Source organism: Panacagrimonas sp., from assembly GCF_965216805.1.
Taxonomy (GTDB): domain Bacteria; phylum Pseudomonadota; class Gammaproteobacteria; order Nevskiales; family Nevskiaceae; genus Panacagrimonas.
Genome location: NZ_CBDCGN010000002.1, coordinates 74,282 through 96,271, shown reverse-complemented (window position 1 = coordinate 96,271; position 21,990 = coordinate 74,282). Strand labels below are relative to the sequence as shown.

18 protein-coding genes are annotated in these 21,990 nt (G+C 66.4%); 8 read left to right on the top strand and 10 right to left on the bottom strand.

Going from position 1 to position 21,990, the window contains the following annotated elements; all coding sequences use genetic code 11:
- The first annotated feature begins 20 nt into the window (after window positions 1-20).
- Window positions 21-191: a hypothetical protein gene (locus ACOOHP_RS00590; RefSeq protein WP_420464527.1), complete on the top strand. Its 171-nt coding sequence runs from the start codon at window positions 21-23 to the stop codon at window positions 189-191.
- Window positions 192-425: 234 nt separating this feature from the next.
- On the opposite strand, the gene ACOOHP_RS00585 is transcribed toward ACOOHP_RS00590, so the two are convergent.
- The 4 genes from ACOOHP_RS00585 to ACOOHP_RS00570 form a co-directional block, all read right to left on the bottom strand.
- Entirely contained in the window at window positions 426-830 is a 405-nt protein-coding gene (locus ACOOHP_RS00585) for a PIN domain-containing protein (RefSeq protein ID WP_420464526.1), read from the bottom strand.
- On the bottom strand, window positions 808-1,050 hold the full coding sequence (locus ACOOHP_RS00580; RefSeq protein ID WP_420464525.1) for a CopG family transcriptional regulator: 243 nt from the start codon (window positions 1,048-1,050) through the stop codon (window positions 808-810). Before ACOOHP_RS00580 ends, ACOOHP_RS00585 begins: the two co-directional genes overlap by 23 nt.
- A gap of 70 nt (window positions 1,051-1,120) precedes the next feature.
- Window positions 1,121-3,412 (bottom strand): TonB-dependent receptor, encoded by a 2,292-nt coding sequence (locus ACOOHP_RS00575; RefSeq protein WP_420464524.1) that lies wholly within the window; start codon window positions 3,410-3,412, stop codon window positions 1,121-1,123.
- A gap of 136 nt (window positions 3,413-3,548) precedes the next feature.
- Window positions 3,549-5,579, bottom strand: a complete 2,031-nt coding sequence (locus ACOOHP_RS00570) for a sensor histidine kinase (protein WP_420464523.1) — start codon at window positions 5,577-5,579, stop codon at window positions 3,549-3,551.
- A gap of 172 nt (window positions 5,580-5,751) precedes the next feature.
- Here ACOOHP_RS00570 and ACOOHP_RS00565 point away from each other — a divergent pair, with 172 nt between their 5' ends.
- The 3 genes from ACOOHP_RS00565 to ACOOHP_RS00555 are packed head-to-tail and all read left to right on the top strand — an operon-like array spanning window position 5,752 to window position 9,647.
- Window positions 5,752-6,387 carry a DNA-3-methyladenine glycosylase family protein gene (locus tag ACOOHP_RS00565; protein WP_420464522.1) on the top strand — a complete coding sequence of 212 codons (636 nt, stop codon included), beginning with the start codon at window positions 5,752-5,754 and terminating at the stop codon, window positions 6,385-6,387.
- Window positions 6,378-7,367 carry an MBL fold metallo-hydrolase gene (locus tag ACOOHP_RS00560; protein WP_420464521.1) on the top strand — a complete coding sequence of 330 codons (990 nt, stop codon included), beginning with the start codon at window positions 6,378-6,380 and terminating at the stop codon, window positions 7,365-7,367. Before ACOOHP_RS00565 ends, ACOOHP_RS00560 begins: the two co-directional genes overlap by 10 nt.
- A gap of 51 nt (window positions 7,368-7,418) precedes the next feature.
- Entirely contained in the window at window positions 7,419-9,647 is a 2,229-nt protein-coding gene (locus ACOOHP_RS00555; protein WP_420464520.1) for a penicillin acylase family protein, read from the top strand.
- On the opposite strand, the gene ACOOHP_RS00550 is transcribed toward ACOOHP_RS00555, so the two are convergent.
- The gene (locus ACOOHP_RS00550; protein WP_420464519.1) at window positions 9,637-10,149 is read right to left on the bottom strand and encodes a hypothetical protein; all 513 of its coding nucleotides are present in this window, start codon (window positions 10,147-10,149) and stop codon (window positions 9,637-9,639) included. The two genes, ACOOHP_RS00555 and ACOOHP_RS00550, sit on opposite strands and share 11 nt — an antisense overlap.
- Before the next feature lie 249 nt (window positions 10,150-10,398).
- On the opposite strand from ACOOHP_RS00550, the gene ACOOHP_RS00545 reads away from it, so the two are divergent.
- A complete protein-coding gene (locus ACOOHP_RS00545; protein WP_420466920.1) occupies window positions 10,399-11,538 on the top strand; it encodes an acetyl-CoA C-acyltransferase in 1,140 nt (379 codons plus the stop codon).
- Window positions 11,539-11,581: 43 nt separating this feature from the next.
- Entirely contained in the window at window positions 11,582-12,565 is a 984-nt protein-coding gene (locus ACOOHP_RS00540) for an NAD-dependent epimerase/dehydratase family protein (RefSeq protein ID WP_420464518.1), read from the top strand.
- 44 nt (window positions 12,566-12,609) lie between these two features.
- Here ACOOHP_RS00540 and ACOOHP_RS00535 read toward each other — a convergent pair whose 3' ends face one another.
- Entirely contained in the window at window positions 12,610-14,670 is a 2,061-nt protein-coding gene (locus ACOOHP_RS00535; protein WP_420464517.1) for a S46 family peptidase, read from the bottom strand.
- Between the two features lie 46 nt (window positions 14,671-14,716).
- Here ACOOHP_RS00535 and ACOOHP_RS00530 point away from each other — a divergent pair, with 46 nt between their 5' ends.
- On the top strand, window positions 14,717-15,394 hold the full coding sequence (locus tag ACOOHP_RS00530) for a hypothetical protein (RefSeq protein ID WP_420464516.1): 678 nt from the start codon (window positions 14,717-14,719) through the stop codon (window positions 15,392-15,394).
- Window positions 15,395-15,397: 3 nt separating this feature from the next.
- Here ACOOHP_RS00530 and secA read toward each other — a convergent pair whose 3' ends face one another.
- Both secA and ACOOHP_RS00520 read right to left on the bottom strand, forming a co-directional pair.
- Window positions 15,398-18,178 carry a preprotein translocase subunit SecA gene (secA, locus tag ACOOHP_RS00525; RefSeq protein WP_420464515.1) on the bottom strand — a complete coding sequence of 927 codons (2,781 nt, stop codon included), beginning with the start codon at window positions 18,176-18,178 and terminating at the stop codon, window positions 15,398-15,400.
- Between the two features lie 136 nt (window positions 18,179-18,314).
- Window positions 18,315-19,250, bottom strand: coding sequence for a M23 family metallopeptidase (locus ACOOHP_RS00520; protein WP_420464514.1), 936 nt, complete (start codon window positions 19,248-19,250; stop codon window positions 18,315-18,317).
- Window positions 19,251-19,283: 33 nt separating this feature from the next.
- On the opposite strand from ACOOHP_RS00520, the gene ACOOHP_RS00515 reads away from it, so the two are divergent.
- Window positions 19,284-19,604 carry a DciA family protein gene (locus ACOOHP_RS00515; RefSeq protein WP_420464513.1) on the top strand — a complete coding sequence of 107 codons (321 nt, stop codon included), beginning with the start codon at window positions 19,284-19,286 and terminating at the stop codon, window positions 19,602-19,604.
- Between the two features lie 48 nt (window positions 19,605-19,652).
- On the opposite strand, the gene lpxC is transcribed toward ACOOHP_RS00515, so the two are convergent.
- Together lpxC and ftsZ are read right to left on the bottom strand one after the other, a co-directional pair.
- Window positions 19,653-20,570 carry a UDP-3-O-acyl-N-acetylglucosamine deacetylase gene (lpxC, locus tag ACOOHP_RS00510; protein ID WP_420464512.1) on the bottom strand — a complete coding sequence of 306 codons (918 nt, stop codon included), beginning with the start codon at window positions 20,568-20,570 and terminating at the stop codon, window positions 19,653-19,655.
- A 95-nt stretch (window positions 20,571-20,665) separates the two neighbouring features.
- The gene (gene ftsZ / locus ACOOHP_RS00505; protein ID WP_420464511.1) at window positions 20,666-21,877 is read right to left on the bottom strand and encodes a cell division protein FtsZ; all 1,212 of its coding nucleotides are present in this window, start codon (window positions 21,875-21,877) and stop codon (window positions 20,666-20,668) included.
- Window positions 21,878-21,990 lie beyond the last annotated feature (113 nt).

Below are 21,990 nucleotides of genomic sequence, written 5' to 3'. Positions count from 1 at the left end.
GGATTTCATCCGGGCTACGGTTGCTGCTCGACATCCGGCCGGAACACACCGCCGCCGTCGAGGGCCTTCCGACATTGCACGCCGACCCTTTCGACCGGCTGCTGCTGGCCCAGGCGCGCACCGAGCCGCTGCTGCTGCTCACCCAGGACCCGCAACTGATGGCTTACGGCCACGGCGTCATCAAGGTCTGAACGCTGCGGCTTTATGAGAAGCGCGCGAATCGTCGCGGCCACGGGCCGCTCCTACACGATCACTTGCTCGCTGGAGCGTTTCGCCCCGCGGATGGGCCGTAACCGCCGGACAAACAAGGGGCGGTCATTCCGGGCAAGGCGACGGCCGCAGGCCTTGAGTCCACTTGCAGTTCCCGGCCTCACCTGGAAAGAGATGCCGGACGGCAAGGGCGTCGCCGCTGCACGACGGGTTTGCTATCGAAACGGATTGACGACCTGCACTGCAGCATAGCGCTGGCCGTGAGAGAGGTCCTCGGAGTACAGGGTTCGTGCGCCAAGCTCCAGTGCAGCGGCCACGATGGCGGCGTCCCAATAGGAAATTTCATAACGCCGATGCAGCGCCACAGCAGTGTCGAACAGCGACAGGCTCGATTCAATCACGGGCACTCGACGCAGCTCTGCCAGTACCGCGTCCAACGCGTCCGGGTCGACACCGCCTTTGCGCGCATTGACGAACAATTCCTGCAAGACCTGAACAGAGAGCCCGAACGGCTCGGACGCGAGCAGCGCACGAGCACGCTGACGCTTGGACCGTTCCGAGGCGCGATCAGACAGCGCATAAAGCAGGACATTGGTATCAACGAAGCAGCGCACGGTCATGCACGCGATCACGATCCAGCCGGGTCGACGCCGAATAGCCCTTGACGCGATCCATGGCGTCGAACAGCGCCTTGGACGCTTCGCTGCACCCGGCGTCCGTAGTATCGAGCGTCTGCAACCACTCGCGAACCAGGGCACTCACGGAAGTTCCACGCTCCGCTGCTTTGCGGCGCGCTCGGCGATAGGTGGCGTCATCCACGGCCAGCGTGATGTTCTTCATCTGTGCTCCAACGATGACTGTGAAACTGTGAGAAGTCTCGAGCGGGCGAGCGCTCGGCGTCAAGGCCTGATCAAAATCGGTAACCCACCTCCACGCCCACCTGCCGGTCCGGCTGCGGGAAGCGCACGGCGATGCCCAGACCGTTGAAGCCGAGCCCGCCGGTGGCGTAGATCTCGTCGGTGAGGTTGCGGCCCCACACGGCGAGTTCAAAGCCGTTGCGAAAATCCAGCGCACTGCGTGCGTTGAGCAGGCCCAGCGCGGACTGGGTCAAGGCGCGTTCGGCGGCGGCCTGCTCATTGGGGGCGAAGTCGCGGATGTTGGCCTGGGAGTTGTAGACGCGGTCCTGCCAGGACCAGTTGAGGCTGTTGCGCCAGTCCAGACGCGCGAATGGCTGGGTGTGCGCAGCGCTCAGCGCGACCTGGGTTTCGGGGATGCCGGCGAACTCTTCATCGGACCGATCGATGCCGTTGAGATCGACATAGCTTTCGTACTCGGGCCGCACGATGCCGACCACGGCGCCGAGCGCCAGATTCGGCCACGGGCGGTAGTCCAGTTCCAGCTCGCCGCCGTGGATCAACACCTCGGCGATGTTGCCGGTGTAGGTGGAGGTAAATCCGTTCACGCGCAGCAGGATGGAACGCTGCACGTCCTTGCCTTCAGAGCGGTACAGCGCCAGGTTGGCGCGCAGGCGCCGGTCGAGGAATTCGGCCTTGGCGCCGACTTCGAGTTGGGTGACGTCCTCGGGTTCGAAGGGCTGATAGGTGGCCTCGGACAGGCCGCGCAGGTTCTGTCCGCCGGAGCGGTACCCGGTGGTGAGCGTGGAATAGATCAGCCAGTCATCGTCCAGCCGGTAGTCCAGCCCGACCAGGTAGTTGAGGCGGTTCGACTGGTTGGAGAAGCGTCGCTCGCAGGGGGCGCCCTCTAGCACGCCCGGTACCGCGCAGCGCAGGCCGGTCTGCGCGGTGCCGACGCGGTTGCGCGACACCAGCGACTTGCGATCCGCCGAATGTCGCAGGCCCAGGGTCAGGTTCAGCGCCGGGCGCAGGGGATAGCTGCCCTGCGCGTAGATGCCGACGCTGTCGGCCTCGGCGTCGCCGGCAAAGTCGGTGATGTTGCCGCCGCCTGCGGCCTGTCCGCCGGTGGCCTCGACGGCTTCCTCGTCGAAGGCATGGACGCCGGCGGCCCACTGCAGGCGCACCAGCTCGCCGGTGAGTTGCAGCTCCGCGCTGTGCTGGCGGTAGTCGGCTTCAAACGTGGTGCCGATCACCGGATACGGCGTGCTGTCGAAGTCCACGGTGTTGGCGATGTCGTCGGCGTCGCGCCGGCCCAGAATGATCTGGATGCGCCCCCAGTCGCGATCCAGGCTGGCGGTGGCCGACCACAGGCGCACGCGGGCGGTGGAGGCCAGGTCCAGACCCGGATTGTTCTGTGCGCGATACGGATCGCCAAGGTAATTGTCGATGGAGTCCATGCCCTGCGAGGCATTGGCCACCACCAGCCGCCCGATGCCGTCGATGGGCGTCTCCGGCGTGCCGTCACCGTCGGCGTCCACGAATCTCGGTTGCGCGGCGAAGGCAAGCTCGGCGGGTCCGTTGAGCCGGTCGATGTCGATGTGTTCGTGCGTCAGCAACAGGCTGAAGGCGCGATGTGGCTGCCACAGCGACTTGATCCGTAGCAGGGTGTCGTCCTTGTCGCCCAGTGCCTGGCTGTTGATGGTATCCACCGCGTAGCCGTCGGAGCGCGTGCGCTGGCCGACCACGCGCAGCGCCCAGGTGTCGCGCAGCAGCGGCAGGTTGAGCACGCCGCTGGTGCCGAAAGTTTCGTCGCTGCCGACACTGCTGCGCAGGCTGCCGCTCCAGCCATTCAACTCCGGATCGCGGGTGTTGAGCAGGATGGCGCCGCCGGTGGTGTTGCGGCCGAACAGCGTGCCCTGCGGGCCGCGCAGCACCTGCACCTGCTCGACATCCACAAAGGACAGGTTGGTGCCGAACGGTCGCGCCAGATAGAGCTGGTCCTGGTACACCGCCACCGACGGATCGAGCGTGCCCAGGGTGTCGAACTGGGTCTGGCCGCGCATCTGCAGGACCAGCGCGGTGCCCTGACCGGAAGCCGGACGGATGTAGAGGCTGGGCGCGGTGCGCTGCAGGTCCTCGACCTCGGTCAGCACCGCATCGCGCAACTGGTCGGCATCGCGGTGGGTGACGGCCAGCGGCACGTCCTGCAATTTTTCTTCGACTTTGCGCGCGGTGACGAAGATGTCTTCGGCGCGGGCGGTGCCAGCCGCGGATGACAAGGGCGCGGGGTCGGTGGTCGTGTCTGCAGCCGCAGGGCGCGGGACCGCAGCGGCCAGCATGAGCAGCATTGCGACGACGATGCGCGCGCCCCGAGTTTGGATTCGTGTAGGTCGGCCTTCAGGCCGGCAACGCGCAGGTGATCGAGCGCAGGGTGTCGGGTTGAAACCCGACCTACCGGCGCGCGAGGTTGATCGGAACAGGTTCTCAGTCATGCGGGCTGTTGATTGGCAGACGCACGGTGAAAACCGCGCCGCCACCCTCCGCGTTGGCGGCGGTCACCTGGCCGCGATGCAATTCCGCGATGCGTCGCACCATGAACAGCCCCAGCCCGATGCCGGGTTGGCGCTTGACCGTGGACGCGCGATAGAAACGCTCGAAGATCTGCGTCACGTCGGCGTCCTTGATGCCGGCGCCGCGATCGCGCACCGAAAAGCACGCCGTGTTGCCTTCGCGCCAAGCGCGCAGGTCGATGCTGCCCCCGGCCGGCGAGTACTTGATGGCGTTCTCGATCAGGTTGTCGAACAGGATGTTGAGCAGCATGGGGTCGGCGCGCACGGTCAGCGCCGGCGATGGCAGGTCGAAAGCCACGTCGCGGCCGCTGCCGCGCGCGTAACGCTGCCCGACTTGGTACAGCGCCGCCGACAGTTCCAGTTCGCGCGGGTTGAGCTGCATGGCCGAGGACTCCAGCCACTCGTCCGCCAGCAGGGTGTCGACCAGCGCGGTCATGCGCTGCGCGGCGCGGTTGATCTTGCCGGCCTCGCGCTGCACGTCTTCGGGGCCCGGTGGCAGGCGCTCGTCGACGATCATCTGCGCCGAGGCCCCGATGATGCTGATGGGCGTGCGGAATTCGTGCGAGACCATGGACAGGAAATTCCGCTGTTCATCCATCGCCACCCGCAACTGCGCCTCGGTCTTCTCGTGCCCCGCGATCTCGGCGTTCAAGGCCTGCGTGCGCTCGGCGACGGTGGTTTCCAGGCGTGCGCCGGCCGCCTGCGAGTCGGCCAGGGCCTGGCGTTCGCGCAACCTCACGCGCAGCCCCAGACCGACAAAGATGGCGATCATGTGCACCATCATTCCGACCAGATAGCTGTACTGGTTGAACGCGGAAAACGGCAGCCAGTCCAGGTTCTTGGCGAAGTGCAGCGCGCCCACCGTGCCGTACACCGAGTAGCCGATCAGGTTGGGCCAGGCCGAGGGCGCGTGGCGCCGCACCAGGATCACGCACAAGCTGATGATCAGCACCGCGGTCCCCAGGCGCAGCAGATTGATCAGCGGTGCGATCTTGCCGTAGTGGCCGGCCAGCGACATCAGCAAGGCCAGGCCGCTGAGCGCGGCCATGACCTGGAACGCGCGGGCGATGCGCGGAAACTGCATCGGCATGTCCAGCACGCTGCGCGCGAAGATCAGTGCCGTGAGCAGACCCAGGCACATCGACAGGTTGTGGATGCGCACCGCCAGCGCCGGCTGTTCCGGCAGCACCAGCACCGACAGCAGATTCTCCGAACAGGCGAACAGCAGTGCGCTGGCGGCCAGATAGGCCGAGTACCACAGGAATTTGCGGTCCGGCAGCGTAGCGCCGAGGAACAGGGTGACCACTGCCATCAGCAGGGTCATGCCGATCACCGCGGCGACCTGCAGCATGATGCGTTGCAGGTCGCTGACCAGCGCGTCCAGCCGCCACACCGCGCCGGCCAGGCTCAGGGTGCGATGACCGGCCAGGCGGATCCACACCGTGTGCGGACCCTTCTGCGGCAGCGCGTCCATGCGCAGCACATTGATCGGCGAGGCCAGGTCACGCTGCGATACCGGCCGCAGACCGCCGAGCGCACGGTGACGCCAGGTCGGCTCGCTGTCTGCGCCCACCTGCGGCAACCAGACGTCGATGTAGTCGACGTAGGGCGAGCGCAATTGCAGCCACCAGTCCTGGGTGGAACCCGGCGCCGCCTGCACATCAAAGCGCAGCCACCACGCGCCGCGACCGGCAAAGCCACCATTGAAGTTGGCGCGCAAAGGCTCGAAGCGGGCGACGTGTTCGGTCGACCTGACCTGCTCGAACGTCAGTTCACCGCTGGCGTCATGCAGGGCCTGCAGATGCCCGGCCAGTTCCAGCCCGCCGACAGACCGCGCCTGCGCGTCGAGTAGCAGCGGCGCCGCCATTGCAGACACCGACAACACGTACAGCGCCAGACCCACCAGCAGCCGCGGAGCCCGGATTCCGCCATTTTTCTTGAGCATCGAGTCAGCGAATGGGCGGTGTCGAGTGCCGGAGTGTGCCTTCGTCCTGTCCGCTTGCCCATGATGACCGACCCTCATCGGGCTCACCTGAATCGCGTCGGGCGTCCTTATACTTTGCCGATCAGACGGCACCCTGCGGTGCCGCGACCCCGAACTTCCGAGTCGTCCTGTCATGATCGAGCGCGAAATCATTGCTGCAGCCGAGCGCCATCTGTCGCGACGCTGCAAGCACATGCGGGGACTGATCCGCACCCATGGCCCCTGCACCCTGGGGGCGCGCCGACGCGATCCGTTTCACGTGCTGGTCAGTTCCATCATCGGCCAGCAGCTCTCATCCAAGGCGGCAGACACGATCCAGGCACGCGTGCATGCGCTGGTCGGTGCCAAGGCCAGGCTCACGCCTGCGCAGCTGCTGTCGGTGACGCCCGAACAACTGCGCGCCTGCGGCCTGTCCAATGCCAAGGTCAAATGGCTGCGCGCGGCGAGCGAGAAGGTTCTGGCCGGCGAGCTCAACTTCAAGCAGCTCGCCAAGGCTGACGACGCCACTGCCCTCAAGACCCTGGACGATCTACCCGGCGTCGGCTTGTGGACCGCCGAAATGTTCATGATCTTCGCGCTCGACCGGCTGGATATTTTTTCCATGGGCGATGTCGGCCTGCGCAATGGGGTGAACCGGCTCTTCAATCAGGGCGCCAAGCTCGACGAGCCCGCCACCCTGGAGATCGTGCAGCGCTGGGCACCCTATCGTTCGCTCGCGAGCTGGTACCTGTGGCGCGTGACCGACAGCGATCTCAACGCATGGACTTGAAATCCGGGGCCGGCGCACCGCGCAGCCGCGACGGGCGCTTTCGCAACAACCACCGCAACAGCGCGCACGGCGGCAAGTCGCTGCTGGCGTTTCTGCGCGAGTGGCGCAAGGCCGGCTGGACGCGACCGGGCTTTCCCAAGGCGCACAACGATCCGGCCTGGCTGGCCGCCAATCGCAGCCAGACCAGCATCACCTGGATCGGGCACGCCAGCTTTCTGGTGCAGCTGGGCGGCATCAACCTGCTCACCGACCCGGTGCTGTCGCGGCGCACCTCGCCGGTACAGTGGGCGGGACCGGCGCGCATCGCGCCGCTGGGGCTGAGCCTGGCGGAGCTGCCGAAGATCGACGTGGTGCTGATTTCGCACAATCACTACGACCATCTCGACGAAGCCACGGTGCGCCAGCTGGCCGGTCGCGACGCCCCGGCATTCGTGGTGCCGCTGGGCCTGAAAGCGTGGCTGGCACGGCGCGGCATCGAGCAGGCGATCGAACTGGACTGGTGGCAGCACGCCGAGGTGCGCGGCTTGCGCGTGCATGCGGTACCCGCGCAACACTTTTCCGGTCGTGGGGCCGGCGACCGCAACCGTACGCTGTGGTGCGGGTATGTGTACGAATGCGGCGGCCGGCGGCATTACTTTGCCGGCGATACCGGCTACGGGCCCGACTTCGTCGAGATCGGCCGCCGCTTCGCGCCGATCGACCTTGCGATGATTCCGATCGGCGCCTACGACCCGCGCGACTTCATGCGCCCGGTCCACGTGGACCCCGAGGAGGCCGTGCGCATCCATGGGGACGTCGGCAGCCGGCAGTCGCTGGCCATGCACTGGGGCACGTTCCGCCTCACCCTGGAGTCGCTGGACGAACCGCCGCGCCGACTCGCAGCGGCGCTGGCCGCAGCCGGCATCCCGGCCGCCGCTTTTCGCGTGCTGCAGCATGGCGAGACGCTGCTGGACCCCGGCGAGCAGACCGCTGCGCGCTGACAGGCCGCGGAGCTTCTTCGCGTTGCAATCTGCGCCGGCCACACTGGGCGGATGCCTCTGACGCTAGAACAACGACTGGCCGATTTTCCGACCGCGGACCTGGACCTGCAGGCGCCGGTGCATCTGCGCTGGAACGAACACGCGGTGCCCTACATCGAGGCCGAGCACGACGTCGATGCCGCCTACGCGCTGGGCCTGTGTCACGCCCACTTGCGGCTGGCGCAACTGCACCTGATGAAGCGCATCGCCCAGGGCCGGGTGGCGGAGATGTTCGGACCGCCGGCGGTGAATCTGGACCACGCCCTGCGCCTGCTGGACCTGCCGGGCGTGGCGACCCGCTGTGCCGCGACCCTGGCGGCCGACACCCGCGCCTGGGTGGAGCCTTTCGTGCGCGGCCTCAACGACTACCAGCAGCGGCTGCGCCGGCGGCCGCCCGAGTTCCGCTGGCTGGCCCTGAAACCGGAGCCGTGGACGCTGGTCGACGTGCTGACCCTGGGGCGACTGGCCGGCGCCGACGTCAACTGGTCGAGCTATCTGGGTCTGCTGCGCACACGCGCGCATCCGGGCTTTGCAAGCCTGTGGCAGCGCCTGTGCGCGGTCGGCGGCGCTGCGCTGGCGGGTCGCGCCGGCCAGGCGATGACGCAACTGGTGCGCGGGGGCAGTAACAGCGTCGTCATCGCCGCATCGCGTTCGGCCAGCGGCGCGCCGCTGATGGCCAACGACCCACACCTGGGCCAGCAGTTGCCCAACTTCTGGGTGCTGGCCGGTGTGCGCAGTCCGAGCTACCACATGGTCGGTCTGATGCCGACTGGCCTGCCGTTCGTGGGTGTGGGCGTGGGCCCACATTTCGCCTGGGGCGGCACCAATATGCGCGCCGCCTCCAGCGACCTGGTGGACGTCTCCCAACTGCCGCACGCCGAAGTCCACACCACTTACACCGACATCCGCGTACGCGGCATGGGCACGCGCCGACGCCGCATCCGCCGCACCGCGCAGGGACCCATCCTCAACGACGCGCGGGTGCTGCGGGTGGCCGGCGGCGATGTCGCCCTGCGTTGGGTCGGAGCGCGGACCTCGGACGAGATCGGCGCGTTTCTGGGGGCCGCGCGGGCGCGGACGGTGGAGCAGTTCCGCTCGGCGTTCGCCGACTTCGGCGTGTGCGCGCAGAACATCCTGTTCGCCTCGCGCGACGGCCACATCGGCCACGTCTACGCCGCGCATCTGCCGCGTCGATCGGCACTGCCGCAGACCAGCCCCATCCTGAGCCCGTTGCAGGCCGACGAGGCCTGGCAGCAGCGCTGGGATGCGCTGTCGCTGCCGCTGACGGTGGACCCTGCGGCGGGCTTTCGCGTGTCGGCCAACGATCGGCCGCAGTTCGATCGGGCGCCGCTGGGATTCTTTTTCAGCGAAGGCGACCGCGCCGCACGCCTCGCCGAACTGGCCGCCGGCGAACGCCTGAGCCTGGCCGATCTGATCGCGCTGCAGAACGATACGCGCGTGCCCGGCGCGGCCAGGCTGGCGGCATCGCTAGCGCTGAGACTGGAGCGCGCCGACGCCGACGCCGAGGTCGTTGCCGCCTTGCGTGACTGGGACGGCGACTACGCGGCCGACGCCGGTACACCGGTGCTGTTCGAATCCTTGCTGCATGCGCTGGCAAGCGGACTGCGGCCGCAGCGCGCGCTGCATCGTGCGGTCGATCTCGACGACGAATGGGGCCGCCACACGCGCTTGCTGATCGACGATCTCGACGCCCTGCCCAGCGCCAGCCTGAATCCACTGCTGCGCCGGGCGGCACAACGCGCGCTGGCGGCGCGGCGGCGCTACCCGCGCTGGGGCGACATGCATCGCCTGCGCGTCGGTCACCTGCTGAGTCTGATCCCGATGTTCGGGCGCGGGCTGGTGGTGGCCGAATGGGGGGCGGGCGGAACGCGCGAGTCGCCGATGAAGAATTCGCATGGCCTGGTGGCGGGTCGTCATCGCGTGCAGTACGGCGCGCAGGCGCGCCACGTGTCGGATCTGGCGGATCCGGATGCCAACCATTTCGTCCTGCTCGGCGGCAACGATGGCTGGATCGGCAGCGACAACTACGCCGACCAGCTCGGCCGATGGCGCAACCGGACCTACGTGCACATGCCCTTGCGCGCCGCCGGCGTCGAGTCGGCGTTCTCCCGGCTCACGCTGCTGCGCCCGGTCGCAGCAGCGACGAGCGATGCGCCGCACAAGTCGCAGCGCGCGCCGGTCGCGATGCCGTCGGCGACGCAACCGCAAACTAGCGGATAACTGCCCGCAGACTGACCCGTCCGCCTTCGCCCGGCTGCAGCGGCTTGTCCAGCACCCAGCGCACATGGGTGACGTCCGCGGCCGTCGCGGCGCGGGTCTGCCCGCCGGCCTGGTTCAGGCGCAGATAGGGCAGTTCGCCAAAGTGCGCCCCTCCGTCGATCGAGACCTCCAGTCGCGATCCTGCCGCCGCAGAGGCTTCATGCTGGTACAGCAGGCCGTCGGGCAACGGGTTGGTGATGATCAGCTGCGCCGGCTCGGCGCCGGTGTTGGTGTAGGAAACCTGGTAGATCACTTCGCTGCCGGGGGTCACGCGCGAGGCCGGCACCAGGCCCGGGCGGCTGACACCACCAACGCTGGCGACCTGGGTTTCTTGCAGTACCGCGGCCTGCAGCCGGATATCCGGCGACGCCGATACCAGCGCGGGAATCCCGCACAGCACACCCGCCGCGGCCAGCAGGCGGGCCCGCTTCAGCCGGCCTGCACCGCCCACGAACCGAATCATCGATCTGTCTCCATCGATCTGCCCCCTTTGAGCGACGCGGACACCGGCCCGGCGATACGCGCGACGAAATCAAGACCGCGAAGCCTAGCGCAGCGCGGCACCGACGCCCACTCCGGGAGGCATCGCCCTACCCGCCTGGGGTGCGGATCGGCGCCGCGGGCGGGCGATAATGCAGGTCTTGTCATTCGCACCGGAGATTCACTCGTGTCGACCTCAGACATTGTCATCGCCGCCGTCGCCCGCACCCCCATGGGCGGCATGCTGGGCGTGCTCAGCCCATTCACCGCCGCGCAGCTCGGCGCCGCCGCCATCCAGGCCGCGGTCCAGCGCGCTGGCCTCAAGCCCGAGGACGTGCAGGAGGTCATCATGGGCAACTGCCTGCCCGCCGGGCAGGGTCAGGCGCCGGCGCGCCAAGCCGCGCGTGGCGCCGGGCTGCCCGACTCGGCAGGGGCCACCACCATCAACAAGATGTGCGGCTCGGGCCTGAAGGCGGTGATGCTGGCGCATGATTCGATCCGCGCCGGTACCAACAGCGTCATGGTCGCGGGCGGCATGGAATCGATGACCAACGCCCCGCACTTGCTGACCAAGGCACGCGCCGGCTATCGCTACGGCCACGGCGAACTGCTGGATCACATGGCGCTCGACGGCCTGGAAGATGCTTACGAAAAGCGCACCCCGATGGGCGTATTCGCGGAGCGTTGCGTAGAGAAGTATTCCTTCACCCGCGAAGAGCAGGACGCGTACGCCATCGAATCCCTGCGCCGGGCCAAGCTCGCCGGTGAGGACGGCAGTTTCGCGTTCGAGATCGCGCCGGTGGAGCTGACCGGCCGCGACGGCAAGACCGTGATCGCGCAGGACGAACAGCCGGCCAAGGGCCGGCCGGACAAGATTCCCGGCCTCAAGCCCGCGTTCAAGAAAGACGGCACCATTACCGCGGCCAACGCCAGTTCCATCTCCGATGGCGCCGCCGCCATCGTGGTCATGAGCGGTGCCGAAGCCGACCGGCGCAGCATCAAGCCGTTGGCGCGCATCCTCGGTCACAGCACCCACGCACGCCTGCCCAGCGAGTTCACCATCGCCCCGGTGTACGCGGTGCAGACCTTGCTGGACCGGCTCGGCTGGAAAGCGCCGGATGTGGATCTGTGGGAGATCAACGAGGCCTTTGCGGTGGTCACCATGGCGGCGATGAAGGAGCACCGGCTCGATCACGCCAAGGTCAACATCCACGGCGGCGCCTGCGCGCTGGGTCATCCGATCGGGGCCAGCGGCGCGCGGGTGCTGGCGACCTTGGTCGGTGCGCTCAAGAAAACCGGCGGCAAGACCGGTATCGCCACCCTGTGCATCGGTGGCGGCGAGGCCGTGGCCGTGGCCATCGAAATGCTCTGAACCGACCGCTGCCGGCAGCGGTCCGCAACCCGGGAGGACAGGCATGCCCCGCACAGCATTCGTCACCGGCGGTAGCGGTTTCGTCGGCCACAACCTCATCAGGCGGCTTGTGGCGGAAGACTGGCGGGTCACCGCGCTGCACCGCCCGTCCTCGGATCTGACCTATCTGCAGCGCCTGCCGGTCGAGCGGGTCTCCGGCGATCTCACCGACAGCGCGTCGTTGCTGGCGGCGATGCCGGAGCGGGTGGACGCGGTGTTTCATGTCGCGTCCGATCTCAATTTCTGGGCGCAGAACAATGCGCAGCAGACGGCGAACAATGTCGACGGCACCCGCCATCTGGTCGAAGCCGCGCTGCAACGCGGGGCCAAGCGCTTGGTCTACACCTCGACGCTGGGTACTTACGGCGATCGGCCGGGGCTAATCACCGAGCGCAGCGCGCAGCTCGGGGCTCAGTCCCGCATCAACTACTCACGTACCAAGTGGGCCGCAGAGGAAGTGGTACGTGAAGGTGTGCAGCGCGGCCTGCCCGCGGTGATCATGAATCCCGGTGGAATCTTCGGTCCTTTTGATCGCACGACCTGGGGTGCCTTTTTCTTCCTGGTGCGCGACGGCCTGCTTCCTTATGTACCGGACACCGGCCTGATGACCTGGTGCCACGTCGACGATGTGGTCGCCGCGCACATCACCGCTGCCGAGAAAGGACAACGTGGCCACAACTACATCCTGGGCGGTGCCGAAGCCGACCTGTGGGAGGTGCTCGGCGTCATGGCCGAACTGCTGGGCATGCCGCTCAAGGCGCATCGCCTGCCGAGCGAACTGGTGCTGCGCTATGCGCAGATCGAGTCGGACATCGCCATCCACACCGGCCAGCGGCCGATCTACACACCCGAAGTCATCGAGGTCTTCGCCGCCACCTATCGCTGCAACGACCGTCGCGCGACGACCGAGCTGGGTTACACCTCGAGTCCTTTGCGCAAGATGATCGGCGACTCGCACGCCTGGCTGCGCGCCGAGGGTCTGTTGTAGGACGTTCGGGGTGCGCGCGGATCGCGGCGCGGGCACGCTCCGCGCTACGGGTCCGGGGGATCATCCGGCGCAGTCGGCACAATCTCTTTGACCAGCGCTTCTGCCTGGTACACCTGGCGCAACGATTCGACGATGGCACGGCTGTCTACCGCGATGCAGCGGTTGATTGCCTCGTCAAACCAGAACGAGCCGCCCAGCGAGTGGATATTGCCGTCGAAGGCCAGGCCGATCAGGCGACCGTCGCGGTTGAGCACCGGGCTGCCGGAATTGCCGCCGATGATGTCGTTGGTGGTGACGAAATTGAACGGAGTGCTCTTGTCCACCTGCGCCTCGCGCTCGGCCCAGCGTGGGCTGATGCGAAACGGCGGCGCACCGGTCTGGCGGCGGTACAAACCGTCGATGGTGGTGAACGGCTCGATGCGGCGCTCGCCCTCGTCCCAGCCGCGTACGTCGCCGTAGGACAGCCGCAGGGTGAACGTGGCGTCCGGATAGACGCCGGTGCCGAGCTCGCGAAAGCGCACCGCGGCGATGATCTCGGCCTGTTTTTCCTCCACCGACTTGACCTCGTCCTCGAACTTCCGGCGGATCGCACGCGCAGGCGTGTCGATGGCGCGCGCCAGCTCGATGAACGGATCCTTGGAAGCGGCGATCGCGGCACTGCCGCCCTCCCACAACCGTTTGCGCTCGGCCACGTCGCCAAGCGCAGTGCCCTGCACCAGCCGCGCCGCCAGCGCGTCCGGCGCGTCCTTGCCGAGCACCAGCTTCACGAACGCATCGTCGGGTCCCAGCTTTTCGCGCAGCTTGGCCAACGACCAGCCGAGCTTGACCTTCTCGTACGCGGGATAGACCGGCGCTGGCGAAAACAATTTCTGCTGCAGGCTGGTCAGACCGGCGTCCTGGAATTCGCGCAGGCGCTCGTCGTTGGGTTTGTCGCGCTCTTCGGCACCGCGCACCAGCGTCCTTGCAATCTGGAAGTACTGACTGCGAAATCCATCGCCGCGCTCGATCAGCACGTAGGGCGCACGCATCGCCGCGTAGGTCTGCTGGGCGTCGGCGATGATCTGCCAGGCGTCGCGCTCCTCGACGTTCGCCGCCTTCTGCAATGCGGCCTCGGCCTGGCGTTTGCTTTGCATGCGCGGCCTGGATTGCAGCGCCTTGAACTGGCCGGTGTAGACCTTGATGGAATTTTCCAGAAAGGTCAGATCGGCTTGCGCCTGCCGCGCCTGTTCGGGTCCCTCCGCGCGATAGCGCGTGAGCAGGCCGCGCAGTTCGGCCATGTGCTGCAACTGCTCGAACAGATCCAGATCGCGCAGCCGTTCGAGCTGCGCCACGGTCAGCAGGCGGCTGGTGCGGCCCGGATGCCCGGTCACCAGAGTCAGCTCTCCGGGCTCCACACCGTTGGTGGAGATGGGGAACCAGTGCGCGACCCGCGCCGGCTTGCCGTTTTCGTAAGCCCGCAGGAAGGCAGCGTCGAGGTTGTAGCGGGGAAACTGGAAGTTGTCCGGATCGCCGCCAAAAAAACCGATGTCGTACTCCGGGGCAAACACCAGGCGCACGTCCTGGTAGCGATAGTAGCGATACAGGTGATAGCGCCCGCCGTTGTAGAGCTCCACGACGTCGCAGCGGGTGCGCGGGTCGTCGCCGCATTCGGACTCGATGCGCGACTTTTCGGCATCCTTGGCCTCGCGATAGGCCTGCGACTGCAATCCGTCGGTGGCCTTGCGTATGCGTTCGGTCACGTCGGCAATCGCCTCCAGCCGGTTCAGCTCGGTGGCCGGACATTGCAGCTCGGCCTCGCGCCGGTGGGCGAGGAATCCCTGGTTCAGATAATCGTGCTGCTCCGACGACAAGCCCTGCACGCAACCCACCACGCAGTGATTGTTGGTCAGCACCAGGCCGTCGGCCGAGACGAAGGACCCCGAGCAGCCGCTGGCGAGTCGCACCGAGGCTTTCATCGCCGTGTCGATCCAGGCGGCGTCGGGCTCGAATCCGTAGTTGTCCTTGAGCGCCGTCTGCGGCAGCTTGTCCAGCGTCCACATGCCTTCGGCGCCGAGCACGAGCGAGGGCACGCACAACAGCATCGAGACCGCGAGGTGGCGACGCATGACGACTCCTGAAGATATCGGACGCAAGATTAGCCCAGGCAGACCGATGGCATCGGCTGCAGTTCCCGCGCTGTCGCCGGCATGGCTGGCGCTGGCCATCGGCCTGCTGCCGATCGCGATCGTCCACCTGTGCTATGCAATTTCCGTCAACGCCGGCCATGTGCCGCTGTGCCTGCCCTACCTGGAGGGCTGCACGTCGATCTCGCGTGCCGCACGCCACGGCATGGCCAACCACGTGTTCAAGGCGGCCATGCTGCCCATCGCGGGCCTGATGCTGGTGTACTGGTCGGTGGCCGCGCAGTGGCTGCGTGCGCAGACCGCGTCCCGTCGCAAGCGCATCGCTGCGATGCAGACACTGGGCGTGATCGGCGCGTTGTTTCTGATGCTCTACGCCACATTCCTCGGCGTCGACGGCGATCTCTATCGCTGGCTGCGTCGTTACGGTGTGACCGTGTATTTCTCGTTCACGGTGCTGGCGCAGATGCTGCTGGCCAGCGTGCTGGATCGCGGCCTGCTGCGCAAAACCCTGATCGCCCTGTGCGCCGCGATGCTGCTGATGGGTCTGGCCAGCATCCCGTTGCAACACCTGCTGGCGGACAAGGACGTGGTGCTCAACGCGCTGGAGTGGGCCTACGCCCTGCTGATGAGCCTAGCCTTTGCGGCGGTGGGCATGGCGTGGATGCGCCGCCGGGTGCGTTTGAACTTCACCGCACCTAACGCCTAGCGCCTAACCGAGCTTGCCGTGACAGTTCTTGTACTTCTGGCCCGAACCGCAGGGACAGGGGTCGTTGCGTCCCACCTTGCGCCCTTCGCGCACGAAGGTTTCCGGGCGCGGTGCCGGCTCGGCAGCGCGGACCGGCAAGGGACGCCCCGGCGCCTGCGCCGGCGGTGTCGTATCGGTCTCGGCCGAACCGGCCGCGGTAGCGCCGACCTGCGAGGCGTCGGGCGCCTCGGCATGCTGGAACTGCATGGGACGGGCCTCGGCGGCGCGACGCTTCTCTTCGATGGCGCGCACTTCTTCCTCGGTCTGGATCTGCACGCGCGCGACCATGGAAATGATCTCGTGCTTGAAGCGCGTCAGCATGTCGTTGAACATGGTGAAGGCTTCGCGCTTGTACTCCTGCTTGGGGTCTTTCTGCGCGTAGCCGCGCAGGTGGATGCCTTGACGCAGGTAATCCATGGCACCCAGATGCTCCTGCCAGAACTTGTCCAGCACCTGCAGGCTGATGGCCTTCTCGAAGTGCTCCAGTACCGGGGCGCCGACCTTTTCCTTCTTCAGCTCGTAGGCCTCGCGCAGGCGTTCGGAGATGCGCGCGCGCAACCCTTTCTCGTCCAGGCCCTGCTCTTCTTCCAGCCATTGCCGGATCGGCAGCGACAGCGAAAAGCCTCGCTGCAGCGCATCTTCCAGAGCCGGCACATCCCATTGCTCCTCCACCGACTGCGGCGGCACATGGGCGTCGATCACCGCGCTGACGACGTCGCCGCGAATCTCCTCGATCAGGGGGGTAACGCGATCGGCGGCCATCAGTTCGTCGCGCAGTTCGTACACCGCCTTGCGCTGATCGTTGGCGACGTTGTCGTATTCGAGCAGGTTCTTTCGGATGTCGAAATTGTGACCTTCGACCTTGCGCTGCGCGGTTTCGATGGCGCGGGTCACCCATTTGTGCTCGATTGCCTCGCCAGGCTGCATACCCAGTCCGGTGAGCATCGCGCGCATGCGCGGCGGGGTGAAGATGCGCATCAGGGTGTCGTCCAGCGACAGGTAGAAGCGCGATGCGCCGGGATCGCCCTGGCGACCGGAGCGACCGCGCAACTGGTTGTCGATACGCCGCGACTCGTGGCGTTCGGAGCCGATCACCAGCAGCCCGCCGCTGGCCACGACCGCGTCATGGCGTTGCTGCCATTCGGCCTTGGCTGCCTCCCGCGAGCCAACGTCTTCCTCGGCGATCTTGCTCAACTCGGCTTCGAGCGAGCCGCCAAGCACGATATCGGTTCCGCGGCCGGCCATGTTGGTGGCGATGGTCACGCTGCCGGGACGTCCGGCCTGGGCGACGATTTCGGCCTCGCGCTCGTGCTGCTTGGCGTTGAGGACCTCATGCCTGATGTCGGCCTTGTCGAGCAGGCCCGACAGCAACTCGGAGGTCTCGATGCTGGCGGTACCGACCAGCACCGGTTGCTGCTTGGCGTGCGCTTCCTTGATGTCGGCAATGACGGCGTCGAATTTTTCCTGCGCCGAGATGAATACCTGATCGCCACGGTCGTCGCGAATCATCGGCCGGTTGGTGGGAATGACGACCACTTCCAGACCGTAGATGCTCTGGAACTCGAACGCCTCGGTATCCGCGGTGCCGGTCATGCCGGACAGCTTCTTGTAGAGGCGGAAGTAGTTCTGAAAGGTGATGCTCGCCAGCGTCTGGTTTTCCTGTTGGATCTTCACCCCTTCCTTGGCTTCGATCGCCTGGTGCAGACCGTCGGACCAGCGCCGCCCCGGCATCATGCGTCCGGTGAACTCGTCGATGATGACGATCTGATTGTTGCGGACGATGTATTCGACATCCTTGCGGTACAGATGATGCGCCCGCAGCAGTGCGTTGGTGTGATGCATCAGCACGATGTTGGCGGCGTCGTAAAGGCTGTCGTCCTCGCCGAGCAGGCCGTTGCTGCGCATCAGGTCTTCGACCTTCTCGTGCCCGGCTTCGGACAGGATCGCCTGGCGCGATTTTTCGTCGGCCCAGAAATCGCCTTCGCCGTCCTCGGCCTGCTGGCGCACCAGCTTGGGAATGAAGGCGTTGATCTTGCGATACAGGTCCGGATCGTCGTCGGTCGGGCCGGAGATGATCAGCGGCGTACGCGCCTCGTCGATCAGGATGGAGTCCACTTCGTCGATGATCGCGTAATGCTGACCGCGCTGGACCTTGTCCTCCGGCCGAAAGGCCATGTTGTCGCGCAGGTAGTCGAAACCCAGCTCGTTGTTGGTGGCGTAGGTGATGTCGCAGGCGTAGGCCTCGCGTTTTTCCGCCTGGCTCTGACCCGAGGCGATCACGCCGACGCTCAGACCGAGGAAGCGGAAGATGCGGCCCATCCATTCGGAGTCGCGTCGCGCCAGGTAATCGTTGACGGTAACCACGTGCACGCCATGGCCTTCGAGGGCGTTGAGATAAGCACCCAGCGTGGCAACCAGGGTCTTGCCTTCGCCGGTGCGCATTTCGGCGATCTTGCCCTGGTCGAGCACCGCGCCGCCGATCAGCTGCACGTCGAAATGGCGCATGCCCAACACGCGCTTGCCGGCCTCGCGCACGCAGGCGAAGGCCTCGGCCTGGATGTCCTTGAGCTTCTCGCCCTTGGCCAGGCGCGCGCGGAACACCTCGGTCTGCTGCGCGAGCTCGGCATCGCTGAGCGCGGCGTAGCGCGGTTCCAGATCGGTGACGGTTTTGACCAGTCCGCGAAAGCCGCGAACGATGCGCTGGTTGCGGCTGCCGAACAGGCGAGCGAGCCAGTTGTTGAGCATGTTGACCTTGAATGAGCGTTGCGCGCGGCGAACTTCGGCGCGCCGGATTGAGCGGATTTTTACCCGCTCATTATGCCGGTGGCGGCGAAGTCGCGCGGATCCGAGCCCGGTCGATCCGAATCTTGCCGCCCTGCGGTTACTGCGCAGCCCGGATGTACTGCGCAGGATTGACCATGTATCCGTTGAGCAGCACCTCGAAATGCACGTGCGGCCCGGTGGCACGGCCGCTACTGCCTACCGTGGCGATCTTCTGTCCCTTGCCGACCTTCTGCCCCGCTTTTACCAGCAGGCGCTGATTGTGGCCGTAACGGGTGACATAGCCGTTACCGTGGTTGATCTCCACCATGCGGCCGTAGCCCGGTTTGGCAAGGGCCTCGGTGACGATACCGGCCGCCACCGCCAGTACTTCGGCACCGGCAGGGGCGGCAAAGTCGATCCCGGTATGCAGTGCGCGGCGTCCGTTGAACGGGTCGGCGCGCCAACCGTAGATCGACGACACGTAGCCATCGACCACCGGCCATCCCGAGGGCTTGAGTTCGCGCTGCAGGCGGCCGGCCATGAGGATGTCCTCCACCACCCGCATCTGTCGTTCGCGTGCCTGCAGCTTGCGTTCGAAGGCTTCCAGCGCGCCAAGCACCGGGTCGCCATCGAAGTTTTCGCGTTCCTCCGCCACTTCCGGCCCGCCGACCGCGGGCGCGCTATCGAAGCTGAATTCATCCGCATCCAGGCCGGCAACCTCGGTCATGCGGTGCCCGGCGGCGTCCAGGCGCATCACGTGTGCCTGCAACTGCGCCACTTTCTGCGACAGCGCGCGGGTGTTCTGTTCGGCCAGGGCCTTGGCCTGCGCCAGCTCCTGACGCTGGTCGGCAACCTGCTGGGCCCACAATTCCACCAGTTCCGGCGACGCCGCCGGACCGGGGCCGATCCCACGCAGCAACCAGCCCAGCGTGCCGGTGCCGACCATGATTGCGCTCAGTACGAGGATCAGCGGTGCCCACAGCAGGACGTTTCGCGGGGTCAGCGCAAGGCGCCAGGTGCGTTGCCGGTTGCGGCTGACTACGATGATGTCCATCTGGCCGATATTGTTTCCGTCATTCCACTTCAAATGAGCGCCGAACTCGCCTTGCTGCACGGCAAACTGGCTGGGAGCCCTGGAGAGCTTGAGCCGCTGCTACAACATGTGCGTCGCATCGAAGCGGTCCATCGTGCCTGTCAGCAGTGGTCTGGCGAGCCGTGGATGCGTGCCATCCGCGTGGTCAATCTGCGCGGCACCACGCTAGTGGCTCATTCCGACAGCGCAGCGGCGCTGACCGCCCTGCGATACCGCCGCGAAGCCCTGCTGGGCTACCTGCGAGAACACCACCAACTGCCGTTCGACCGACTTGAGACCAGGGTGAGACCGGGACGCCCCAAGGCCGGAGTCTAAGCGCGGCGGAAAACCGGGCGCAAGACACGCGGCCGGCGCCGATGGCCCTCAGGCCCCCGCCAGGGCCCCGCGCACGTAGGCGATGGGAGCAGGCCGCTTGGCGTCTTCGAAGGTCACCTGCTCCCAGGCAGACGTGTCGGCCAGCAGCGCACGCAGCAACTTGTTATTGAGCGCATGACCCGACTTGTGGGCGGTGTACGCGCCGATGATGCTGTGCCCGATCAGGTAGAGATCGCCGATGGCGTCGAGAATCTTGTGGCGCACCAACTCGTCTTCATAGCGCAGGCCGTCGGTGTTGACGATGCGAAATTCGTCCAGCGCCACCACATTGTCGAGGCTGGCGCCCAGGCCGAGGTTGTTGGCGCGCAACTGGTCCAGTTCGCGCATGAATCCGAAGGTGCGTGCACGCGCCACTTCCTGCACGTACGAGGTCGAGGAAAAATCCACCACCGCAGACTGCACGCCGGACTTGAACACCGGATGCTTGAACTCCACGCTGAATCCAAGGCGGAAACCGTCGTGTGGCTCGAAACGGGCGAACTTGTCGCCGTCCTGTACCTGCACCGGTTGTTTGATGCGAACGAATTTCTTGGGCGCATCCTGCTCGAAAATCCCGGCTGACTGGATCAGGAACACGAACGGACTGGCGCTGCCGTCCATGATCGGCGTCTCGGCCGCCGACAACTCGACCACGCAGTTGTCGATGCCCAGGCCGGCCAGCGCCGACATCAGATGCTCCACCGTGCCGACCTTGGCGCCGTCCTTGACCAGGTTGCTGGAAAGCATGGTCTCGCGCACCAGCTCTGCGTCGGCGGGAATTTCCACCGGCGGCGACAGGTCCACGCGGCGGAACAGAATTCCCGTGTCCGGGCCCGCCGGCAGCAGCGACATGAACACGCGCTGCCCCGAGTGCAGGCCGATTCCGGCGGCGCGGACCGACTGCTTGAGCGTACGTTGCCTGACCATAGCACCGAAGTGTAACAGCCGGGCGTCAGGCGTTAGTCGTGACGCTAACGCCTAAAGCTCGCGCAGCGAGCGTCCTGACGCCTTGCGCCTGCTTTTCAGTCCGCCTGTTGCCGCAGGAAGGTCGGAATGTTCAGCACGCTTTCGTCCAGCGAGCTGAGCCAGGCGGGTGCCCCGCCGCCGCCGGCCACTTTCTTGCCTTCGCGGGCAAACGCGGGCTTCTCATAGTCCACCTTGGTCGGCTGCAGCAGCGGCGGCACGCTGGGCTCCAGCCGCGGCGTCGTGATCGATACCACTTTCTGCGGCTGCGGCGGCGCCATGCGTTCGACGTGCTTGCTGCCCAGGCCGGTGGCGACCACGGTCACCCGCAACTCGTCGCCGAGGGACTCGTCGATGGTGATGCCGAACTTCATGTCGACGTCGGCGTTGCCGATCTGGCCGACCCGCTCCATCACTACGGTCAGTTCTTTCTTCTTCAGCGAGCCGCTGTGCGCCAGGGTCACCAGGATGCCCTTGGCGTCGTGCAGCTCGATGTCGTCGATCAACGGGCAGGCCAGCGCCGCTTCCACCGCCTGCAGCGCGCGATTCTCGCCGTCGCCGGTACCGATGCCCATCATCGCCATGCCGCGGTTGGACATCACCGTGCGCACGTCGGCGAAGTCCACGCTGATCTCACCCGGGCTGGTGATGATGCCGCTGATGCCCTGCACCGCGTTCTTCAGCACTTCGTCGGCCTTGCGGTGGCACTCGACCACGGTCATGTCTTCCGGCAGCACCAGCTGCAGCTTCTCGTTGGGAATCACGATCAGCGAGTCCACCAGATTGCGCAGTTCCTGCAGGCCGCGCTCGGCCATCAGGGTGCGCTTGGGCGGCTCGAAGGCGTAGGGCTTGGTCACCACCGCCACGGTGAGGATGCCCAGCTCCTTGGCGATCTCGGCGATCACCGGCGCGGCGCCGGTGCCGGTGCCGCCGCCCATACCGGCGGTGATGAAGAGCAGATCGGTGCCCTCGATCATCTCGCGGATCAGGTCGCGCGATTCCAGTGCCGCCTCGCGACCCATGGCCGGGTTGCTACCAGCGCCCAGGCCGCGCGTGGTGCGCGGTCCCAGTTGCAGGATGTTGGTGGTCTTGCAGCGCTCAAGGTGCTTGCGATCGGTGTTGGCGGCGATCAGCTCCACGCCTTCGATCTGCGCCACCACCATCTCGTTGACCGAATTGCAGCCACCGCCGCCGACACCCACGACGCGGATGACCGCGTCCATCGGCTGCCCATCGACGATCTCGTAAAGCTCGTTTGTGCGCGTATTCATGACCACCTCCGCCCGATCCATTCCTTGTTGAACTCGACTATCCGATTGTGACAACGGATTAGATTTAGCGAGAAAGTTTGATTGTTCTGAAGTGTACTACTCGATCATTTAAT